This is a genomic window from Rhodanobacter aciditrophus (assembly GCF_050026795.1).
Lineage (GTDB): Bacteria > Pseudomonadota > Gammaproteobacteria > Xanthomonadales > Rhodanobacteraceae > Rhodanobacter_A.
Genome location: NZ_JALBWP010000011.1, coordinates 652,115 through 668,248, shown reverse-complemented (window position 1 = coordinate 668,248; position 16,134 = coordinate 652,115). Strand labels below are relative to the sequence as shown.

The window sequence follows — 16,134 nt, the reverse complement described above, 5'->3', positions numbered from 1 at the left end:
CTCTGAAAGCCGCCGCCCCGGCAACACCTGCCCGCACGGCTCCGGTGGAAGCCCAGTGTGGCACAAGAGCGGCCCCGCCAGATGCGATGAACAGTCCCGGGGCACATCGCCCATCGGTTTGCCGCACTGCGCCATCGGCTGCGATAATCAGGCGGTTGCTTCCCCGGCGCCACGCGCCATTCGTGTTCTGCGGAGATCCCCATGTCGGACGTCAGCGTTGTCATCGCCGGTGCCAAGCGCACCGCCATCGGCTCCTTCCTCGGCCAGTTCACCGGCGTGCCCACGCCGAAGCTGGGCGCCACGGCGATCCGCGCCGCGCTGGAGCAGTCCGGCGTGGCCGCCGCCGACATCAGCGAAGTGATCATGGGCTGCGTGCTGCCGGCCAACCTCGGCCAGGCTCCCGCCCGCCAGGCTTCGCTGGGGGCCGGCCTGCCGGTCGGCACCGGCTGCACCACCATCAACAAGGTATGCGGCTCGGGCATGAAGGCGATCATGCTGGGTCACGACCTGATCAAGGCCGGTTCGGCCGCGGTGGTGGTGGCCGGCGGCATGGAGTCGATGACCAATGCCCCGCACATGGTGCAGGCCCGCACCGGCATCCGCTACGGCGACGGCAAGCTGGTCGACCACATGGCCTGGGACGGCCTCACCAACCCCTACGACGGCAAGGCGATGGGCGTGTTCGGCGAACTGTGCGCCGACAAGTACCACTTCAGCCGCGAGGAGCAGGACGCGTTCGCGACCGAGTCGGTGAAGCGCGCCCTGGCCGCGCAGCAGTCCGGCGCGTTTGCCGGCGAGATCGTCCCGGTCACCGTGGCCGGCCGCAAGGGCGACGTGGTGGTGGATACCGACGAACAGCCCGGCCGCTCCGACACCGCCAAGATCCCTTCGCTGAAGCCCGCCTTCCGCAAGGAGAACGGCACCATCACCGCGGCCAGCTCCTCCAGCATCTCCGACGGCGCCGCGGCGGTGGTGCTGCTGTCGGCCGACGACGCCAAGGCCCGCGGTGTGCAGCCGCTGGCCCGCATCGTGGCCCATGCCACCCATTCGCAGGAGCCGGAATGGTTCACCACCGCCCCGGTGGGTGCGATCCAGAAGCTGCTGGAGAAAACCGGCTGGAAAATCAGCGACGTCGACCTGTTCGAAGTCAATGAGGCTTTTGCGGTGGTGGCCATGGCGCCTATCAGGGAACTCGGCATCCCGCACGCCAAACTCAACGTCAACGGCGGCGCCTGCGCCCTCGGCCACCCGATCGGCGCCAGCGGCGCCCGCCTGGTGGTGACCCTGCTCAATGCCTTGAAAACCCGCGGTCTCAAGCGCGGCATCGCCAGCCTGTGCATCGGCGGCGGCGAGGCCACGGCGATCGCGGTGGAATGCGTCGATTGAATCACGCAGCCGTAACGGCGGCGTCCTGATACTGCCCCGCTGAAAGCGCGTTGAACCGGCTATCAACGGAGTCTGAAGCGACCCCGCGAAAGTTATGGCGCAGAACGCGGGAAAGCGCTATTAATAAACGGCCATTCGGCATTCCACGGCAAAGGAGATCCACCATGAAGTTTACGCGTACCCTACTCGCCTCCGCGCTCGTCGCGCTGCTGGCGGCTTGCAGCAACGGCGCGCAGGATTCCGCGCAGAACGCCCAGCAGTCTGCTGACCAGGCTCAGCAGTCCGCCGACCAGGCCCAGAAGGCTGCCGAGCAGGCCGCCCCGGCCGCTACCGCCGCCGCTCCGGCTTCCACCGCCGCCGCCCCGGCCTCCACCGCCGCTGCCCCGGCCGCCGCCGGCACCGCCGACAACGCGATGGACAAGATGAAGAGCGCCGCCAACAACGCCGCTGACGCCGCCGGTAAGGCTGCCGATGCCGCGAAGGACGCCGCTGGCGCCGCGAAGGACGCCGCGGAAAAGACCAAGGATGCGATGAAGCACTGATCCGCTTTGTCACCGTTCCAGAACGGCCGCCTCGCGCGGCCGTTTTTTTGTGCACGGCCTTGCGTCCATTATTCGCCCCGCGACACAACCGCTATCATCCACGGTTTCATCCCGACGGCAGCCGCGCATGAGTGTCATCGTCTCGCAGATCGATTCGCGTACTTCCGAATTCCAGGCCGGCAGCGCACGCCTGCGCACGCTCGCCGATGAACTGCGCCGCGAACTGTCGCGCACGGCCGAAGGCGGCGGCGCCAAGGCGCGCGAAAAACACACCGCACGCGGCAAGCTGCTGCCGCGCGAGCGCATCCGCGCCCTGCTCGATCCGGGATCGCCGTTCCTGGAGCTCTCGCCACTGGCCGCGCACGGCATGTACGACGATGCCGCGCCGGGCGCCGGCATCGTCACCGGCATCGGCCGCGTGCACGGCACCGAGGTGATGGTGGTCGCCAACGACGCCACCGTGAAGGGCGGCACCTACTTCCCGATGACGGTGAAGAAGCACCTGCGTGCGCAGGAAGTGGCGCTGGAGAACCGCCTGCCCTGCATCTACCTGGTCGATTCCGGCGGCGCCTTCCTGCCGCTGCAGGACGAGGTGTTCCCGGACAAGGAGCACTTCGGCCGCATCTTCTACAACCAGGCGCGGATGTCCGGCCTGGGCATCCCGCAGATCGCCGTGGTGATGGGCAGCTGCACCGCCGGTGGCGCCTACGTGCCGGCGATGAGCGACGAGACCATCATCGTGCGCGAACAGGGCACCATCTTCCTGGGCGGCCCACCGCTGGTGAAGGCCGCCACCGGCGAAGTGGTGGATGCCGAGACGCTGGGCGGCGCGGACGTCCATACGTCCGTCTCGGGCGTGGCCGACCACTACGCCGAGAACGATGCGCACGCGTTGTCCATAGCTCGCGAAGCGGTGGCAAGCCTCAATCGCCGCAAGGTCATGCCGCTGGCACTGAAGACCCCGGTCGAGCCCAGGTACCCGGCCGACGAACTGTACGGCGTGATCCCCGAGGACACCCGCCGCCCGTTCGACATCCGCGAGGTGATCGCACGCATCGTCGACGGCTCGGAGTTCCACGAATTCAAGGCACGCTACGGCAAGACGCTGGTCACCGGCTTCGCGCACATCCATGGCTATCCGGTGGGCATCGTCGCCAACAACGGCATCCTGTTCGCCGAGAGCGCGCTCAAGGGCGCGCACTTCATCGAGCTGTGCAACCAGCGCAACGTGCCGCTGGTGTTCCTGCAGAACATCACCGGCTTCATGGTCGGCAAGAAGTACGAGCAGGCCGGCATCGCCAAGGATGGCGCCAAGATGGTCACCGCGGTGGCCTGCTCGCACGTGCCGAAGTTCACCGTGGTGATCGGCGGCAGCTTCGGCGCCGGCAACTACGCCATGTGCGGCCGCGCCTACGGCGCCCGCTTCCTGTGGATGTGGCCGAACGCGCGCATCAGCGTGATGGGCGGCGAGCAGGCGGCCAGTGTGCTGGCCACCGTGAAGCGCGATGGCCTGGAGGCCGCCGGCAAGGAATGGAGCCGGGAGGACGAAGAAGCCTTCAAGGCGCCGGTCCGCGAGCAGTACGAGCGCCAGGGCCACCCCTACTACGCCAGCGCGCGGCTGTGGGACGACGGCATCATCGACCCGGCCGACACCCGTCGCGTGCTGGGGCTGGCGATCTCCGCATCGATGAACGCACCGATCGAACCGCAACGCTACGGCGTGTTCCGCATGTAGCGCCGCGGCACCGGGCGGCTCAGAAGAACTCGTATTCCAGCTGGGCCAGCCAGGTGCGCCGCGGCGCCGCCGCGTTGATGCCCAGCAGCACGCCGAAACGGTATTCCACGTTGCCGGTGCTGTGCGGCACGTGCCATTCGCCGGCGACGATCGGGCCCGCCTGGTAGGCGTCGTCGTCGGGCCGGCCATAGGCTTCGAGACCTGGGCGGAACGCCCCCGACACCGCGTAGGTGCCCTGGTAGCTGTAGCGGAATTCGGTCTTGGACGCCGCGCCCGCGCCGATCTCCTTCTCCCAGACCAGGTTGACCCGGTGGTCGAAGCGGCCAACCGTCTTTTCGATCAGCGGGCCGAACTCCAGCTCGCCGGGACCGCCACCCTTCGGATGGCCGTAGGATGCGAGCAGGCCGATGTCGGCCCAGTACCGGCCCGGCTCGCTCAGCTGGAACGTGTTCTCGAACTCGTAGCCGACCAGCTTGCCGACCTCGCCCGGCTCGCGCTCATACTCGGCCAGGTACAGCTCGGCCTTCCACCAGCCGTTGAAGGCATGGGCCACGGAGAGTTCGGCGGCGCGCTCGCCGTCGTAGTCGCCGCGGCCGTCGGTAACGCTATATCCACGCAGTTCGATTTCGTTCTGGGTGGCGACGACGTGTGGCGAATACACGATGAAGTCATCCGCCTGCGCGCGCCTGGTAACCGCCAACGCGGCAGCAGCGAGCAACACCAGGCCGGCAGTGCGGCAGCCCCGGATGAGGGAAGTCATGACAGGATTCCTTGGGGTCGGATCGATTTCTCTGGGACGCACCGCGCCGGCTCGCGACAGGACGCCGCGAGGCCTGGGCGACGCGCGTGATTCAGGGTTGCGTCTGCGCCATGCGGGCTGCCGACGCCTCGCCCACGCGGGCTGGCGCCGGGCGCGCGGCCTTGCGCATGCCGCCCAGCAGGAGCAGCAACGTGGCGCCGTAGAACACCAGCTGGATGCCGGCCGGTGAGGCGTCGTAGCCGATCAGCACGCCCAGCGTCTTGCCGGCGAGCGAGCCGTTGGAAAGCAGCCAGGAGCTGTCCCACAGCTGCTCGCCCAGTGCCGGCAACCGGTTGGCCTGCAGCAGGAAACGCGCCGCACTGGACGCCAGCCCCGCCGCCAGCAACACCAGCATCGCGTTGGTGGCGCCGAAGAAGTGCTTGAGCGGGATGCGCAACAGGCCGAAGTACAGTGCGAAACCGAGCAGCACGCCGCCGCCCACGCCGAGCGCGATGCCGCCGGCCAGGCCTGCCGCGCCGATGCCGCCCATCGCCATCGAGTAGAGGAACAGCACCACCTCGGAGCCCTCGCGCAGCACCGCCAGCGCAACCACTGCCAGCAGCAGGGTGAGCGAGCTGGAGCCGGCCTTCACCGCCTGCCCGACCGCACTCATGTGCTTAGCCAGCTCGCGCGCATGGCGCGACATCCACAGCACGTGCCAGCCGATCATCGCCACCGCGGCAAGCAGCACGCCGGCATTGAACAGCTCCTGCCCCGAACCGCTGGCCAGCCGTGCGATGGCACCCGCGCCCAGCGCCACCAGCATCGCACCGGCCAGGCCCAGGCCGATGCCGCCGGCCACGTACGTTCCGCGCCAGCGCACGCCGCGCGTGGCGGCGCAGACGATGGAGACGATCAGTGCCGCCTCCAGCACCTCGCGAAACACCAGCAGTGCTACGCCCGGCATCACATCACTCCACGATCAGCCGGCCCTGGGCCGTGTCCTGGTGGAAGTCGCCGAAAAACCGGTAGCTGCCGGGCTTGAGCGGGCCGATGAAGACATCGGCCGTGCTGTTCGGCAGCACGATCTTCTCGCGGCCGAACTCGGTGCTCTCGAACTCCTCGGGCGCCGCGTCGCGGTTTTCGACCACCAGCTTGAACTTGGTGCCGGCCGGCACCTTGAGCTCCGTCGGCTGGAACGCGTGGCCCTGGATCGCGAGATGAAACTCGGGAACCTCGCCGGCGTACGCAGCGAAGCCCGAGAGCAGCAGGATGGCGAGGATGGCGAGGATGGCGAGGATGGCGGAGCGATTCACGCGGCAAGTCCGGACCGGGAAGATGCGAAAATGATAATTGTTCTCATCCTTCGCCGCAATTTGCCGCCTGCCTCCACGAGGCATTTCGGTCACGCTCCAGATGCGGCGAATCCGCGCAGGGACCTGCATACGGCGCCAAGGACGGCCCTTGTCCACGATCCAGCCGCTCCGCGGGAGGCTCGGCGCAAACACGCGTGTCGCGCCAGAAACGCCGTGGCCGGGGGTCGCCGTCATGCGCCACGCGATGCATGCCGCAAGCATCGCTGCACGCGACGCCTGGCCTACTTCCGGCGGGGGCGGAAACCGAGCGGCATCGGCTCCGCGGCGGTCGACGGATGCGCGGCAGCGGGTGGCTTCGGACCGCAGGCGCCGCAGGTATCGCAGCCGTCGCTGCAGTTGCCGGTGGTCTGTTTCGGTTGCAGCATGCGCGCCAGCGCGCGCTTCCAGACCGGGACATCCGGCCGGTCCAGACGCAAAGCGGCGGCGGCCAGCCAGCGCGCCGTGAGTCGCGGCGCCAGCTTGCGCAGCACCACCAGCAGGCTGACCAGCACGATCAGGCCGACGGTGACGTACTGCAGGACCAGGCCCGTGCTCATGCCAGCGCGCTCGCGATCTGGTAGGTGAGGAACGACGCCGCATAGGCCATCGCGAACATGTAGCCGAACGAGATCGCCACGTTGCGCCACGACGCGGTCTCGCGCCGGATCACCGCCAGCGTGGACATGCACTGCGGCGCATAGGCGAACCACACCAGCAGCGACAGCGCGCTCGCCAGCGAGATCTGGCTTGCCAGCGCATGGGCGAGTCCGCCGCCGGCCGCATCGCCGCCCACCATGTACACCGTGGCCAGCGCAGCCACCGCGGTTTCCCGCGCGGCGAACGCGGGAATCAGCGCGAGGCTCATCTGCCAGTTGAAACCCAGCGGCGCGAACAGGTGGGCCAGCCACTGGCCGATATGACCGGCGAAGCTGTAGTCGATCGCCGGCAGCGTGGCACCCGGCGGCGGCGCAGGGAACGTGGAGATGAACCACATCAGCACGGTCAGCGCGAGGATCACGCCGGTGAGCCGCTTGAGGAAGATCGCGCCGCGCTCGTACAGGCCGATCCCCACGTCGCGCAGCTTCGGCAAACGGTACGAGGGCAGTTCCATCAGCAGCGCATGCTCGCCGCGGTCGCGGCGCAGGTGCTTCATCACCCAGCCCACCGCCATCGCGCCGAGAATACCCGCCAGGTAGAGCGCGAACAGCACCAGGCCCTGCAGGTTGAACAGGTCGAACACGCGGTGCGCCGGAATGAAGGCGGCAATCAGCAGCGCATACACCGGCAATCGTGCCGAGCAGGTCATCAGGGGCGCCACCAGGATGGTGGCGAGGCGGTCGCGCGGATCCTGGATGCTGCGCGTGCCCATGATGCCGGGGATCGCGCAGGCAAAGCTGGAGAGCAACGGAATGAACGAGCGCCCGGTCAGTCCCACCGACAGCATCAGCCGATCCAGCAGGAAGGCCGCGCGCGGCAGGTAGCCGGACTCCTCCAGCGTGAGGATGAAGAAGAACAGCACCAGGATCACCGGCAGGAAGCCGAGCACCGTGCCCAGGCCGCCGAAGATGCCGTCCACCACCAGGCTCTGCAGCGGCCCCGCCGGCAGCAACGCGGCGACATGTCCGCCCAGCCAGCCGAAGCCTTCCCCGATCAGGTCGCTCATTGGCTTGCCGGCGGCGTACACCGCCTGGAACACCAGGAACATCACCAGCGCAAGGATCGCGAGGCCGAACACCGGATGCAGCGCCCAGCGGTCCACCGCGTCGTCCAGCGCCGCGGTCCGTCGCGGCATGCTCACGGTGGCGGCAAGCAGTGCACGCACTTCGGCGTGCAGATCGGCGCGGCTGGCCGCGTCGTCGGCCTGCGCCGGGGCTGGCCGCGGCAGTTCGCCATCCACGCGCTCCACCAGCGCCTGCGCGCCGCCGCGTTTCACCGCCACGGTCTCCACCACCGGCAGGCCCAGCCGGCGCGACAGCTCCGGCACGTCGATCACGATGCCGCGCCGGCGCGCGGCGTCCATCATGTTCAGCGCCAGCACCACCGGGCGGCCCAGCCGCCGTACCTCCAGCAGGAAGCGCAGGTGCAGGCGCAGGTTGGTGGCGTCCGCCACGCAGACGATCAGGTCGGGCGGCGCCTCGCCGGGATAGTTGCCCTCCAGCACGTCGCGGGTGATCTGCTCATCGGGGCTCACCGCATCGAAACTGTAGGCGCCGGGCAGATCGAGGATCTGCAGCACGCGCCCGGACGGCGCCACGAAGCGCCCTTCCTTGCGCTCGATGGTGACGCCGGCATAGTTCGCCACCTTCTGCCGGCCGCCGGTAAGCAGGTTGAACAACGCGGTCTTGCCGCAGTTCGGATTGCCCACCAGGGCGATGCGCAGCGCATCCGCGCTCATGCCGCCACCCCGGACCGGACGGCGACCCGGGCCGCCTCGGCGCGGCGCAGCGCGAAGCGGGTGAAGCCGATCTGGACCAGCAGCGGATCGGCACCCAGCGGCGCACACGCCACCACCCGCACCGCCTCGCCGTCGACAAAGCCGAGGTCGCGCAGGCGCTGCGCGATCGGATCGTTCGCGTGGGCATCGTCCACGCGATCCACCACGGCGGCGGTACCCTTCGGCAAATCGGACAGGCGCACGATCGATCCGGCCACAAATAAGAATTGTTCGCATTGTAGCCGTATTTCGCGCTCCCTGCAGCCGCGCCCGGCCGGCGTTGCGCGACGGTTTAACATGGTGGTTTGCCCCTGCAGGATCCGCCGATGAGTACCGCCGTCCTGACGACCGACCGCGCCGGCGTGCGCACGCTGGCCATGCACCGTCCCGAGGTGCACAACGCCTTCGATGATGCGCTGATCGCCGAGCTCACCATCGCCGTCGAGGCCGCGGGCCGCGATCCGGCGGTGCGCGCACTGGTCCTCACCGGCAGCGGCGCCAGCTTCTCCGCCGGCGCCGACCTGAACTGGATGCGCGGCATGGCCACGGCCAGCGAGCAGGAGAATCTCGACGACTCGCTGCGCCTGGCGCGTCTGATGCGCAGCCTGCAGTTCTGCCCCAAACCCACCCTCGCCCGCGTCAACGGCGCGGCCTACGGCGGCGGCGTGGGCCTGGTCGCCTGCTGCGACATCGCGATCGGCGCGGCCGGCGCGAAGTTCGGCCTCACCGAGGTGAAGCTGGGCCTGGTGCCCGCGGTGATCTCGCCCTACGTGGTCGCCGCGATCGGCCTGCGCCAGGCGCGCAAGCTGTTCCTCACCGGCGAGGTGTTCGACGCCGCCGAGGCGCAGCGCATCGGGCTGCTGCACCAGGTCGTCGCACCGGACGCGCTGGACGAGGCGACGGCGTTCGCGCTGAACCTGCTGGCCAAGGCCGGCCCCGAGGCGCAGCGCGAGGCCAAACTGCTGGCCTTCCGCATGGGCGGCCTCGCCGAGGCCGCGACCGAACGCATCGACCGCGACAACGCCGCGCTGATCGCCCGTTTGCGCGTGTCGCCGGAAGGCCAGGAAGGACTCACTGCCTTCCTCGACAAGCGCGCGCCGGCGTGGATCGCGTCCTGACGCCCACCCGGGCGAGCCGCGCGTTTGCTGCGCTGCGCATCGGCGCGGCGACGCCCATCTGCTAACTTTCCGAGGCTTTGCCCCGGCCCAGGAACCCGCATGTTCGAACGCGTACTGATCGCCAACCGTGGCGAAATCGCCTGCCGCGTGATCCGCACCTGCCGCCGGCTCGGCATCCGCAGCATCGCGGTGTATTCGGAAGCGGACCGCGACGCCCAGCACGTGCGTCTCGCCGACGAGGCCTGGCCGATCGGCGGCGCGCGTCCGTCCGACTCCTACCTGCGCATCGACGCCATCCTCGATGCCGCGAAGAAGAGCGGCGCGCAGGCCATCCATCCCGGCTACGGCTTCCTCTCCGAGAACACCGCGTTCTCGCGTGCCTGCCAGGACGCCGGCATCGTGTTCATCGGCCCCGACCCCGAGAGCATCGAGGCGATGGGCTCGAAGTCGGCAGCCAAGACGCTGATGGCGAAGCACGACGTGCCGCTGGTGCCCGGCTACGGCGGCGACAACCAGGACAACGCCTTCCTCGCCGAACAGGCGCACGCCATCGGCTACCCGCTGATCATCAAGCCCTCCGCCGGCGGCGGCGGCAAGGGCATGCAGATCGTGCGCTCGGACGCCGAATTCCCCGAGGCGCTGGCCACCGCGCAGCGCGTGGCACTGGCCGCGTTCGGCGATGCCAGCATGCTGCTGGAACGCTACGTGGAGCATCCGCGCCACATCGAGTTCCAGATCTTCGGCGACCGCCACGGCCACGTGATCCACCTGGGCGAACGCGAATGCTCGGCACAGCGCCGCTACCAGAAGGTGCTGGAGGAAACGCCCTCGCCCTTCCTCACCCCCGAACGCCGCAAGGCGATGGGCGAAGCCGCCGTCGCCGCGGCGCGCGCGGTGAACTACGTGGGCGCGGGCACGGTGGAATTCATCGTGGGACCGCAGGGCGATTTCCACTTCATGGAGATGAACACGCGCCTGCAGGTCGAGCACCCCGTCACCGAACTCACCCACGGCATCGACCTGGTGGAATGGCAGCTGCGCGTGGCCGACGGCGAGCCGCTGCCGCTGACGCAAGACGGAGTGGTCTCGCACGGCCACGCGATCGAGGTGCGCCTTTACGCGGAAGACCCCGAGCAGAACTTCCTGCCCGGCTCGGGCAAACTGCAGGCGCTGCGCCTGCCCGCGCCGTCGCGCCACGTGCGCCTCGACGGCGGCGTGGCACAAGGCGACACGGTGACGATCTTCTACGACCCGATGATCGCCAAGCTGATCGTGTGGGACGAGGATCGGGCGCAGGCGCTCGAGCGCCTGCGCGAAGCGCTGGCGGAATGCGAGATCGAAGGCCCGAAATCCAACATCGCCTTCCTCGAACGGCTGGTGCGGCATCCCGCGGTCACCGAGGCGCGCATCGACACCGGCTACCTCGACCGCCATCTCGACGAATTCGTCGCCGGCGGCAGCGAACCCGGGGTGCGCACGCTGTTCGCCGCCGCCGCCGCCGCACTGCTCGACGACGAGGCGCGCGTGGCGGCGGATGCCGCCGACCCGCATTCGCCCTGGGCCAGCGCCGACGCCTGGCGCGTGGGTCATGCCGGCAGGCGCGTCGTGGCGTTCACGCGCGGCGCGGCGCGTTTCGAGATCGACGCGCATGGCCACTCCGGGGACTATCGCCTGCGCCTGGGCGACAGCACCTGCGAGGTGCGCGGTGCGCGCCTGGACGACGCTTCGCTCAATGCACGCTTCGACGACGAGGCCGAGCGCTTCAACCTGCGCGCCGATGCGCGCCGCGTGCTGCTGCACGACGCCGCGGGACGCCGCTGGCGCCTCGACCGCGCACCGGCCTATGCCTGGGAAAGCAAGGACACCGCCGGCGGCAGCCAGGTCGTCGCGCCCATGCCCGGCCGCATCGTGCTGGTGAAGGCCGGCCCGGGCGACAGTGTCGAGGAAGGCCAGGAACTGCTGGTGATGGAAGCGATGAAGATGGAACTGGCCTTGAAGGCGCCGCGCGCCGGCACCATCGAACACGTGTCGGCCGCGCAGGGCGATTTCGTCGAGGCCGATGTGGTGCTGGTGCGCTTCGCCAGCTGATCCTGCCGAGGAACCTCGCCGTGGCCGAACTGTTCTACAGCGATCCCTACCTGCGCGCCTGCGAGACGCGGGTATTGCGTCACGACGAGGCCGGACTGGTGCTGGCCGACACGGTCTGCTACCCGGTCGGCGGCGGCCAGCCGGGCGACACCGGCACGCTGCGCCTGGTCGATGGCCGTGCGTGGCCCGTCCTCGACACCCGCCGCGACCGCGAGACACGCGAGATCCTGCACCAGTTGCCGGCCGACGCGCCGCGGCTCGCCCCCGGCACGGCCGTCACCCTGAGGCTGGACTGGGAACGCCGCCACCGCCACATGCGCATGCACACCGGCCTGCACCTGCTGGGTTCGCTGATCAAGGCCGGCGTCACCGGCGGCAACCTCACCGACCGCGGCGGCCGGCTGGACTTCGACCTCGGCGGCCTCGACATCACGCTCGACGCGGACGAGCTCGACGCGGGCCTGCAGCGCCTGGTGGCCGCCGACGCGCCGCTGCGCATCGGCCACATCAGCGGCGCCGAACTGGCCGCGCGGCCGGAGCTGATCCGCACCATGTCGGTCACGCCGCCACTGCACCTGCCGCAGATCCGTCTGGTGGAGATCGAAGGCGTGGACCTGCAGCCCTGCGGCGGCACCCACGTGGCGCGCACCGGCGAAGTCGGCGCGCTGCGCGTGAGCAGGATCGAGAACAAGGGCAGCCACAACAAGCGCGTGGCCGTGACCTTCGCGGATTGAGCCAAGCCATGAACCCAGACCAGCACGTACGCATCGTCGAGGTCGGCGCCCGCGACGGCCTGCAGAACGAGAAGACCCTGCTGCCGGCCGCGGTGAAGATCGCGCTGATCGACCGGCTCTCCTCCACCGGCCTCAAAACCATCGAGGCGACCAGCTTCGTCAGCCCGAAGTGGGTGCCGCAGCTGGCCGACGCGGCCGAGGTGTTCGCCGGCATCCGCAAGGTGCCGGGGGTGAGCTATCCGGTGCTGGTGCCGAACCTGCAGGGCTACGAACGTGCGCGCGAAGTCGGCGCCACGGAGATCGCCGTGTTCACCGCCGCCAGCGAGGCGTTCAACCGCAAGAACGTCAACGCCTCCATCGACGAATCCATCGAGCGCTTCGTGCCGGTGCTGGAGCGCGCCAGGGCCGACGGCGTGGCGGTGCGCGGCTATGTTTCCACCGTGCTCGGCTGCCCCTACCAGGGCGACGTGCCGTTGCGCGACGTGGTGCGCGTGGCCAGCCGCCTGCACGCGCTGGGTTGCCACGAGATCTCGCTGGGCGACACCATCGGCGTGGGCACGCCGGCGAAGGCGCGCGCGATGCTGCACGCGGTGGCCCAGGCCGTGCCGATGAGCGCGCTGGCGGTGCACTTCCACGACACCTACGGCCAGGCGCTGGCGAACATCCTCGCCTGCCTGGAGGAAGGCGTGCGCGTGGTCGACAGCGCCGTCTCCGGCACCGGCGGCTGCCCGTATGCCAAGGGCGCCACCGGCAACGTGGCCAGCGAGGACGTGGTCTACATGCTGCACGGGATGGGCATGGAGACCGGCATCGACCTCGACCTGCTGGTCGCCACCGGCGCCTGGCTCGCCGCGCAGCTGCACAAGGACACCGCCAGCCGGGTCACGCGGGCGCGCACCGCCGCCGGGTGAGCCACCCGGCGGCGCCCGCTATCATCGGCGTCTCCACTGGCGAGGGGACGGAACGATGCGCGCAAGCCCGATGATCCGGCGGACGGTGGCACTCCTGCTGCTCCTGCTTTGCTCGCTGGCAGCGGCCGCCAGCACGCCCAAGGGCGACTGGCTGCTGCTGCCCGATCGCGTGTGGACGGCCGACGGCAACGCCGCGCACGCCGGCTGGGCGGTGCTCGTGCACGACGGCGTGATCGCTGCGGTGGGCCCGCGCGCAGGCATCAACGCGCCCGCCGGCACGCAGCGCATCGAGCTGCCCGGCGCCACGCTCACGCCCGGCCTGGTCGACCTGCACTCGCACCTGTTCCTGCATCCGTACAACGAGACGTCGTGGAACGACCAGGTGCTCACCGAGCCGCTGGCCTACCGCACGCTGGAAGCCGCCGCGCACGCCAGGGCCACGCTGCTGGCCGGGTTCACCGCGCTGCGCGACCTGGGCACCGAGGGCGCCGGCTTCGCCGACGTGTCGATCAAGCACGCCATTGACGAAGGCCTGATCCCCGGCCCGCACATGTTCGTCGCCACCCGCGCCATCGTCGCCACCGCCAGCTACGGTCCGGGGCCGCGCGGCTTTCGTCCCGACCTCGACCTGCCGCAGGGCGCGCAGCCGGTTACCGGCGTGGACGCCGCCGTGGCCGCCGTGCGCGAGCAGGCCGCGCGCGGTGCGGACTGGATCAAGCTTTACGCCGACTACCGCGTGGGCGACCACGGCGAAACCATGCCGACGCTGTCGCCGGCCGAGATCAGGGCGATCGTCGAAGCCGCGCACCAGATCGGCCGCCCGGTCGCCGCGCATGCCGCCAGCGAGGCCGGTGTGCGCAATGCGGTGGAGGCCGGCGTGGACACCATCGAGCACGGCTACGGCGCCAGCGAGGCGACCTTCCGCCTGATGAAGCAGAAGGGCATCGCCTACGAGCCCACGCTCACCGCGGTGGAAGCGACTTCCGAATACTTCCAGCACTACGTGCCCGGAACGTCCGCGCCCACGCCCGCGATGACCGAAGCCGAACACGCCTTCCGTACCGCGCTGAAGCTGGGCGTGACGATCGGCAACGGCAGCGACGTGGGCGTGTTCGCGCACGGCGAGAACTGGCGCGAACCGGCCGCAATGGTGGCCGACGGCATGACGCCGGCGCAGGCATTGCATGCCGCCACCGACGTGGCGGCGAAGATCCTGCGCCAGCAGGCCGTGTTCGGCCGTGTCGCGCCCGGCCTGCACGCCGACCTCGCCGCCTTCGCGGGCGACCCGAGCGTGCACATCGGCGACCTCGCGCATCCGGTGTTCGTGATGAAGGACGGCAGCATCCATCTGCGCCCGGCAACCGGGCAGGAAATCCCTGCGGGTGCGGCGAAGCCGCTCTGACGCGGCCGCGCCGGCACCACGCGGATCCGCTAGGGATGCGCGATGCGCAGGAAGGGCGCCGGCTCGCGCTCCACGAACTCGCGGCGCACGTGCGCCAGCAGCTCGCGCTGGCTGCCGAAGGGCACGAGTCCGGCGGCCGCATCCAGCCGCTCCCAGCGGAACGTCGAGTGCTCGCCGTTGAGGCGCGGCAGCGCGTCTTCGGCCACCCGCGCCACGAACGCCGGCACCAGCTCCACCGCGTCGGCGGAAGCGAGATAGAACTGCTCGCAGAAGCTGGTGGCCCAGAAGCTTTCCGGTACCAGCGCGGTTTCCTCGCGCAGCTCGCGCAAGGCCGCCTGCCAGCCGGTTTCGCCTGCCTCGACGTGGCCGGCGACGTAGCTCCACACGCCATGAAGGTAGCTGCCCGCGCGGCGCGCCAGCAGCATCTGCGTGGCTTCGCCCGCGCCGCGCAGCACCACGATGCTCACCATGCGGCACCGCACCGGCAGCCCCGGCGTGCTCATGCCGCGGCCAGCAGCGCGCGGCTGGCCTCGGCGGCAGGGCGTGCCGCCACGCGCTCGAACCACGGGCCGATGTTCGGCAACGTGCGGTCGAAGGGCTGGTTCACGCCGTTGCCGAAATCCAGCCACACGTAAAGCCAGATGTCCGCCGCCGTGAAGCGCCCGCCGCACAGCCACGGTCCCGCGCCGAACATGCCGTCCAGCCAGGCGAGGCGATCCTGCGCGATGCGCTTCAGGCCGGCGGCCGCCTCCGGTGCCACCGGGATGCGCGACGCGAAGCGCGGCAGGCCCTCGGCGTAGTGGAAGGCGTTGTGGATGAACTCGGTGACGTTGAGCTCTGCCCGCCGCCACCACTGCCGCGTCTGCGCGCGCTCGACGGGCGTGCGGCCGATCAGCGCCGGCTCGGGGTGCAGCTCCTCCAGATACTCGGCAATCGCCACCGCCTCGGCCAGCGTCGAACCGTCGTCGAGCTGCAGTGCCGGCGTCTGGCCGGCCGGATTCACGGCAAGATAGGCCGCCTCGCGGTTCTCGCCCCGCATCACGTCCACCGTCACCGACGGCAGGCGCAGCCCTTTCTCCAGCACGAACATGCGCAGGCTGCGCGGGGCGGGGCTGATGGCATCGTGGAGCAGCATGAAGGGCCTCCCGGATGGTAAAAGGTACCGACACTACACCCGATCGACCACTGCCCCGCCATGACCTGCGACTATCAGATCCGCCCCATCGAACCGCGCGACGACGACGCCGTCGCCGCGATCATCCGCCAGGTGATGCCCGAATTCGGCGCCGGCGGCGAAGGCTTTGCCATCCACGACGCCGAGGTGGACGCGATGAGCGCGGCCTACGCGCAACCGCGCTGCAGCTACTTCGTGGTCGAGCGCGGCGGCGCGGTGGTCGGCGGCGGCGGCGTGGCGCCGCTGGCCGGCGGCGAAGCGGACGTGTGCGAACTGCGCAAGATGTATTTCCTGCCCGCGGCGCGCGGCATCGGTGCCGGCAGCGCGATGATGCAGTGCTGCCTCGATGCGGCGCGCGCACACGGTTTCCGCCGCTGCTACCTGGAAACGCTCACCGGCATGGACGCCGCGCAGGCGCTGTACCGGCGCAGCGGCTTCGCGCCGATCTGCGCGCCGATGGGCGGCACCGGCCACCACGGCTGCGACCGCTGGTTCATCCGCGACCTCTGACAGGCT

17 protein-coding genes are annotated in these 16,134 nt (G+C 70.0%); 9 read left to right on the top strand and 8 right to left on the bottom strand.

Annotated features, from left to right (window positions below; all coding sequences use genetic code 11):
- Nucleotides 1–201 precede the first annotated feature (201 nt).
- From ACQGNW_RS11870 to ACQGNW_RS11860, 3 genes are all read left to right on the top strand, one after another.
- Nucleotides 202–1,386, top strand: coding sequence for a thiolase family protein (locus tag ACQGNW_RS11870; RefSeq protein ID WP_426663380.1), 1,185 nt, complete (start codon nucleotides 202–204; stop codon nucleotides 1,384–1,386).
- Nucleotides 1,387–1,550: 164 nt separating this feature from the next.
- Nucleotides 1,551–1,928 (top strand): hypothetical protein, encoded by a 378-nt coding sequence (locus ACQGNW_RS11865; protein WP_426663379.1) that lies wholly within the window; start codon nucleotides 1,551–1,553, stop codon nucleotides 1,926–1,928.
- A 127-nt stretch (nucleotides 1,929–2,055) separates the two neighbouring features.
- Nucleotides 2,056–3,663, top strand: coding sequence for a carboxyl transferase domain-containing protein (locus ACQGNW_RS11860; RefSeq protein WP_426663378.1), 1,608 nt, complete (start codon nucleotides 2,056–2,058; stop codon nucleotides 3,661–3,663).
- Nucleotides 3,664–3,682: 19 nt separating this feature from the next.
- On the opposite strand, the gene ACQGNW_RS11855 is transcribed toward ACQGNW_RS11860, so the two are convergent.
- The 6 genes from ACQGNW_RS11855 to ACQGNW_RS11830 all read right to left on the bottom strand — a co-directional run bounded on the left by ACQGNW_RS11855 (nucleotide 3,683) and on the right by ACQGNW_RS11830 (nucleotide 8,394).
- Entirely contained in the window at nucleotides 3,683–4,423 is a 741-nt protein-coding gene (locus ACQGNW_RS11855) for a hypothetical protein (protein WP_426663377.1), read from the bottom strand.
- A gap of 91 nt (nucleotides 4,424–4,514) precedes the next feature.
- Complete coding sequence (locus ACQGNW_RS11850; protein WP_426663376.1) at nucleotides 4,515–5,369, bottom strand: FTR1 family iron permease; 855 nt, start codon at nucleotides 5,367–5,369, stop codon at nucleotides 4,515–4,517.
- Nucleotides 5,370–5,373: 4 nt separating this feature from the next.
- Nucleotides 5,374–5,952: a cupredoxin domain-containing protein gene (locus tag ACQGNW_RS11845; RefSeq protein WP_426663375.1), complete on the bottom strand. Its 579-nt coding sequence runs from the start codon at nucleotides 5,950–5,952 to the stop codon at nucleotides 5,374–5,376.
- Between the two features lie 47 nt (nucleotides 5,953–5,999).
- Nucleotides 6,000–6,314 carry a DUF6587 family protein gene (locus ACQGNW_RS11840; RefSeq protein WP_426663374.1) on the bottom strand — a complete coding sequence of 105 codons (315 nt, stop codon included), beginning with the start codon at nucleotides 6,312–6,314 and terminating at the stop codon, nucleotides 6,000–6,002.
- Nucleotides 6,311–8,152 (bottom strand): ferrous iron transporter B, encoded by a 1,842-nt coding sequence (gene feoB, locus ACQGNW_RS11835; RefSeq protein WP_426663373.1) that lies wholly within the window; start codon nucleotides 8,150–8,152, stop codon nucleotides 6,311–6,313. Before feoB ends, ACQGNW_RS11840 begins: the two co-directional genes overlap by 4 nt.
- On the bottom strand, nucleotides 8,149–8,394 hold the full coding sequence (locus tag ACQGNW_RS11830) for a FeoA family protein (protein WP_426663653.1): 246 nt from the start codon (nucleotides 8,392–8,394) through the stop codon (nucleotides 8,149–8,151). Before ACQGNW_RS11830 ends, feoB begins: the two co-directional genes overlap by 4 nt.
- A 123-nt stretch (nucleotides 8,395–8,517) precedes the next feature.
- Here ACQGNW_RS11830 and ACQGNW_RS11825 point away from each other — a divergent pair, with 123 nt between their 5' ends.
- The 5 genes from ACQGNW_RS11825 to ACQGNW_RS11805 all read left to right on the top strand — a co-directional run bounded on the left by ACQGNW_RS11825 (nucleotide 8,518) and on the right by ACQGNW_RS11805 (nucleotide 14,444).
- Nucleotides 8,518–9,309, top strand: a complete 792-nt coding sequence (locus ACQGNW_RS11825; protein WP_426663372.1) for an enoyl-CoA hydratase-related protein — start codon at nucleotides 8,518–8,520, stop codon at nucleotides 9,307–9,309.
- Between the two features lie 99 nt (nucleotides 9,310–9,408).
- The gene (locus tag ACQGNW_RS11820) at nucleotides 9,409–11,397 is read left to right on the top strand and encodes an acetyl/propionyl/methylcrotonyl-CoA carboxylase subunit alpha (protein ID WP_426663371.1); all 1,989 of its coding nucleotides are present in this window, start codon (nucleotides 9,409–9,411) and stop codon (nucleotides 11,395–11,397) included.
- Between the two features lie 20 nt (nucleotides 11,398–11,417).
- Nucleotides 11,418–12,131 carry an alanyl-tRNA editing protein gene (locus ACQGNW_RS11815; RefSeq protein WP_426663370.1) on the top strand — a complete coding sequence of 238 codons (714 nt, stop codon included), beginning with the start codon at nucleotides 11,418–11,420 and terminating at the stop codon, nucleotides 12,129–12,131.
- 8 nt (nucleotides 12,132–12,139) lie between these two features.
- The gene (locus ACQGNW_RS11810) at nucleotides 12,140–13,042 is read left to right on the top strand and encodes a hydroxymethylglutaryl-CoA lyase (protein ID WP_426663369.1); all 903 of its coding nucleotides are present in this window, start codon (nucleotides 12,140–12,142) and stop codon (nucleotides 13,040–13,042) included.
- A gap of 55 nt (nucleotides 13,043–13,097) precedes the next feature.
- Nucleotides 13,098–14,444, top strand: coding sequence for a metal-dependent hydrolase family protein (locus ACQGNW_RS11805; protein WP_426663368.1), 1,347 nt, complete (start codon nucleotides 13,098–13,100; stop codon nucleotides 14,442–14,444).
- A gap of 29 nt (nucleotides 14,445–14,473) precedes the next feature.
- Here ACQGNW_RS11805 and ACQGNW_RS11800 read toward each other — a convergent pair whose 3' ends face one another.
- Both ACQGNW_RS11800 and ACQGNW_RS11795 read right to left on the bottom strand, forming a co-directional pair.
- Nucleotides 14,474–14,947 carry an NUDIX hydrolase gene (locus ACQGNW_RS11800; RefSeq protein ID WP_426663367.1) on the bottom strand — a complete coding sequence of 158 codons (474 nt, stop codon included), beginning with the start codon at nucleotides 14,945–14,947 and terminating at the stop codon, nucleotides 14,474–14,476.
- The gene (locus tag ACQGNW_RS11795; protein ID WP_426663366.1) at nucleotides 14,944–15,579 is read right to left on the bottom strand and encodes a glutathione S-transferase family protein; all 636 of its coding nucleotides are present in this window, start codon (nucleotides 15,577–15,579) and stop codon (nucleotides 14,944–14,946) included. The genes ACQGNW_RS11800 and ACQGNW_RS11795 overlap by 4 nt, the downstream gene beginning before the upstream one ends.
- 60 nt (nucleotides 15,580–15,639) lie before the next feature.
- Here ACQGNW_RS11795 and ACQGNW_RS11790 point away from each other — a divergent pair, with 60 nt between their 5' ends.
- On the top strand, nucleotides 15,640–16,128 hold the full coding sequence (locus tag ACQGNW_RS11790) for a GNAT family N-acetyltransferase (RefSeq protein WP_426663365.1): 489 nt from the start codon (nucleotides 15,640–15,642) through the stop codon (nucleotides 16,126–16,128).
- Nucleotides 16,129–16,134: the final 6 nt, after the last annotated feature.

Excerpts from the sequence above, each read along its gene's own strand:
- ACQGNW_RS11870 (WP_426663380.1), top strand. The coding sequence starts at position 202 with ATGTCGGACGTCAGCGTTGTCATCGCCGGTGCCAAGCGCACCGCCATC.
- ACQGNW_RS11865 (WP_426663379.1), top strand. The coding sequence starts at position 1,551 with ATGAAGTTTACGCGTACCCTACTCGCCTCCGCGCTCGTCGCGCTGCTG.
- ACQGNW_RS11860 (WP_426663378.1), top strand. The coding sequence starts at position 2,056 with ATGAGTGTCATCGTCTCGCAGATCGATTCGCGTACTTCCGAATTCCAG.
- ACQGNW_RS11855 (WP_426663377.1), bottom strand. The coding sequence starts at position 4,423 with ATGACTTCCCTCATCCGGGGCTGCCGCACTGCCGGCCTGGTGTTGCTC.
- ACQGNW_RS11850 (WP_426663376.1), bottom strand. The coding sequence starts at position 5,369 with ATGCCGGGCGTAGCACTGCTGGTGTTTCGCGAGGTGCTGGAGGCGGCA.
- ACQGNW_RS11845 (WP_426663375.1), bottom strand. The coding sequence starts at position 5,952 with ATGACGGCGACCCCCGGCCACGGCGTTTCTGGCGCGACACGCGTGTTT.
- ACQGNW_RS11840 (WP_426663374.1), bottom strand. The coding sequence starts at position 6,314 with ATGAGCACGGGCCTGGTCCTGCAGTACGTCACCGTCGGCCTGATCGTG.
- feoB (WP_426663373.1), bottom strand. The coding sequence starts at position 8,152 with ATGAGCGCGGATGCGCTGCGCATCGCCCTGGTGGGCAATCCGAACTGC.
- ACQGNW_RS11825 (WP_426663372.1), top strand. The coding sequence starts at position 8,518 with ATGAGTACCGCCGTCCTGACGACCGACCGCGCCGGCGTGCGCACGCTG.
- ACQGNW_RS11820 (WP_426663371.1), top strand. The coding sequence starts at position 9,409 with ATGTTCGAACGCGTACTGATCGCCAACCGTGGCGAAATCGCCTGCCGC.
- ACQGNW_RS11810 (WP_426663369.1), top strand. The coding sequence starts at position 12,140 with ATGAACCCAGACCAGCACGTACGCATCGTCGAGGTCGGCGCCCGCGAC.
- ACQGNW_RS11805 (WP_426663368.1), top strand. The coding sequence starts at position 13,098 with ATGCGCGCAAGCCCGATGATCCGGCGGACGGTGGCACTCCTGCTGCTC.
- ACQGNW_RS11800 (WP_426663367.1), bottom strand. The coding sequence starts at position 14,947 with ATGAGCACGCCGGGGCTGCCGGTGCGGTGCCGCATGGTGAGCATCGTG.
- ACQGNW_RS11795 (WP_426663366.1), bottom strand. The coding sequence starts at position 15,579 with ATGCTGCTCCACGATGCCATCAGCCCCGCCCCGCGCAGCCTGCGCATG.
- ACQGNW_RS11790 (WP_426663365.1), top strand. The coding sequence starts at position 15,640 with ATGACCTGCGACTATCAGATCCGCCCCATCGAACCGCGCGACGACGAC.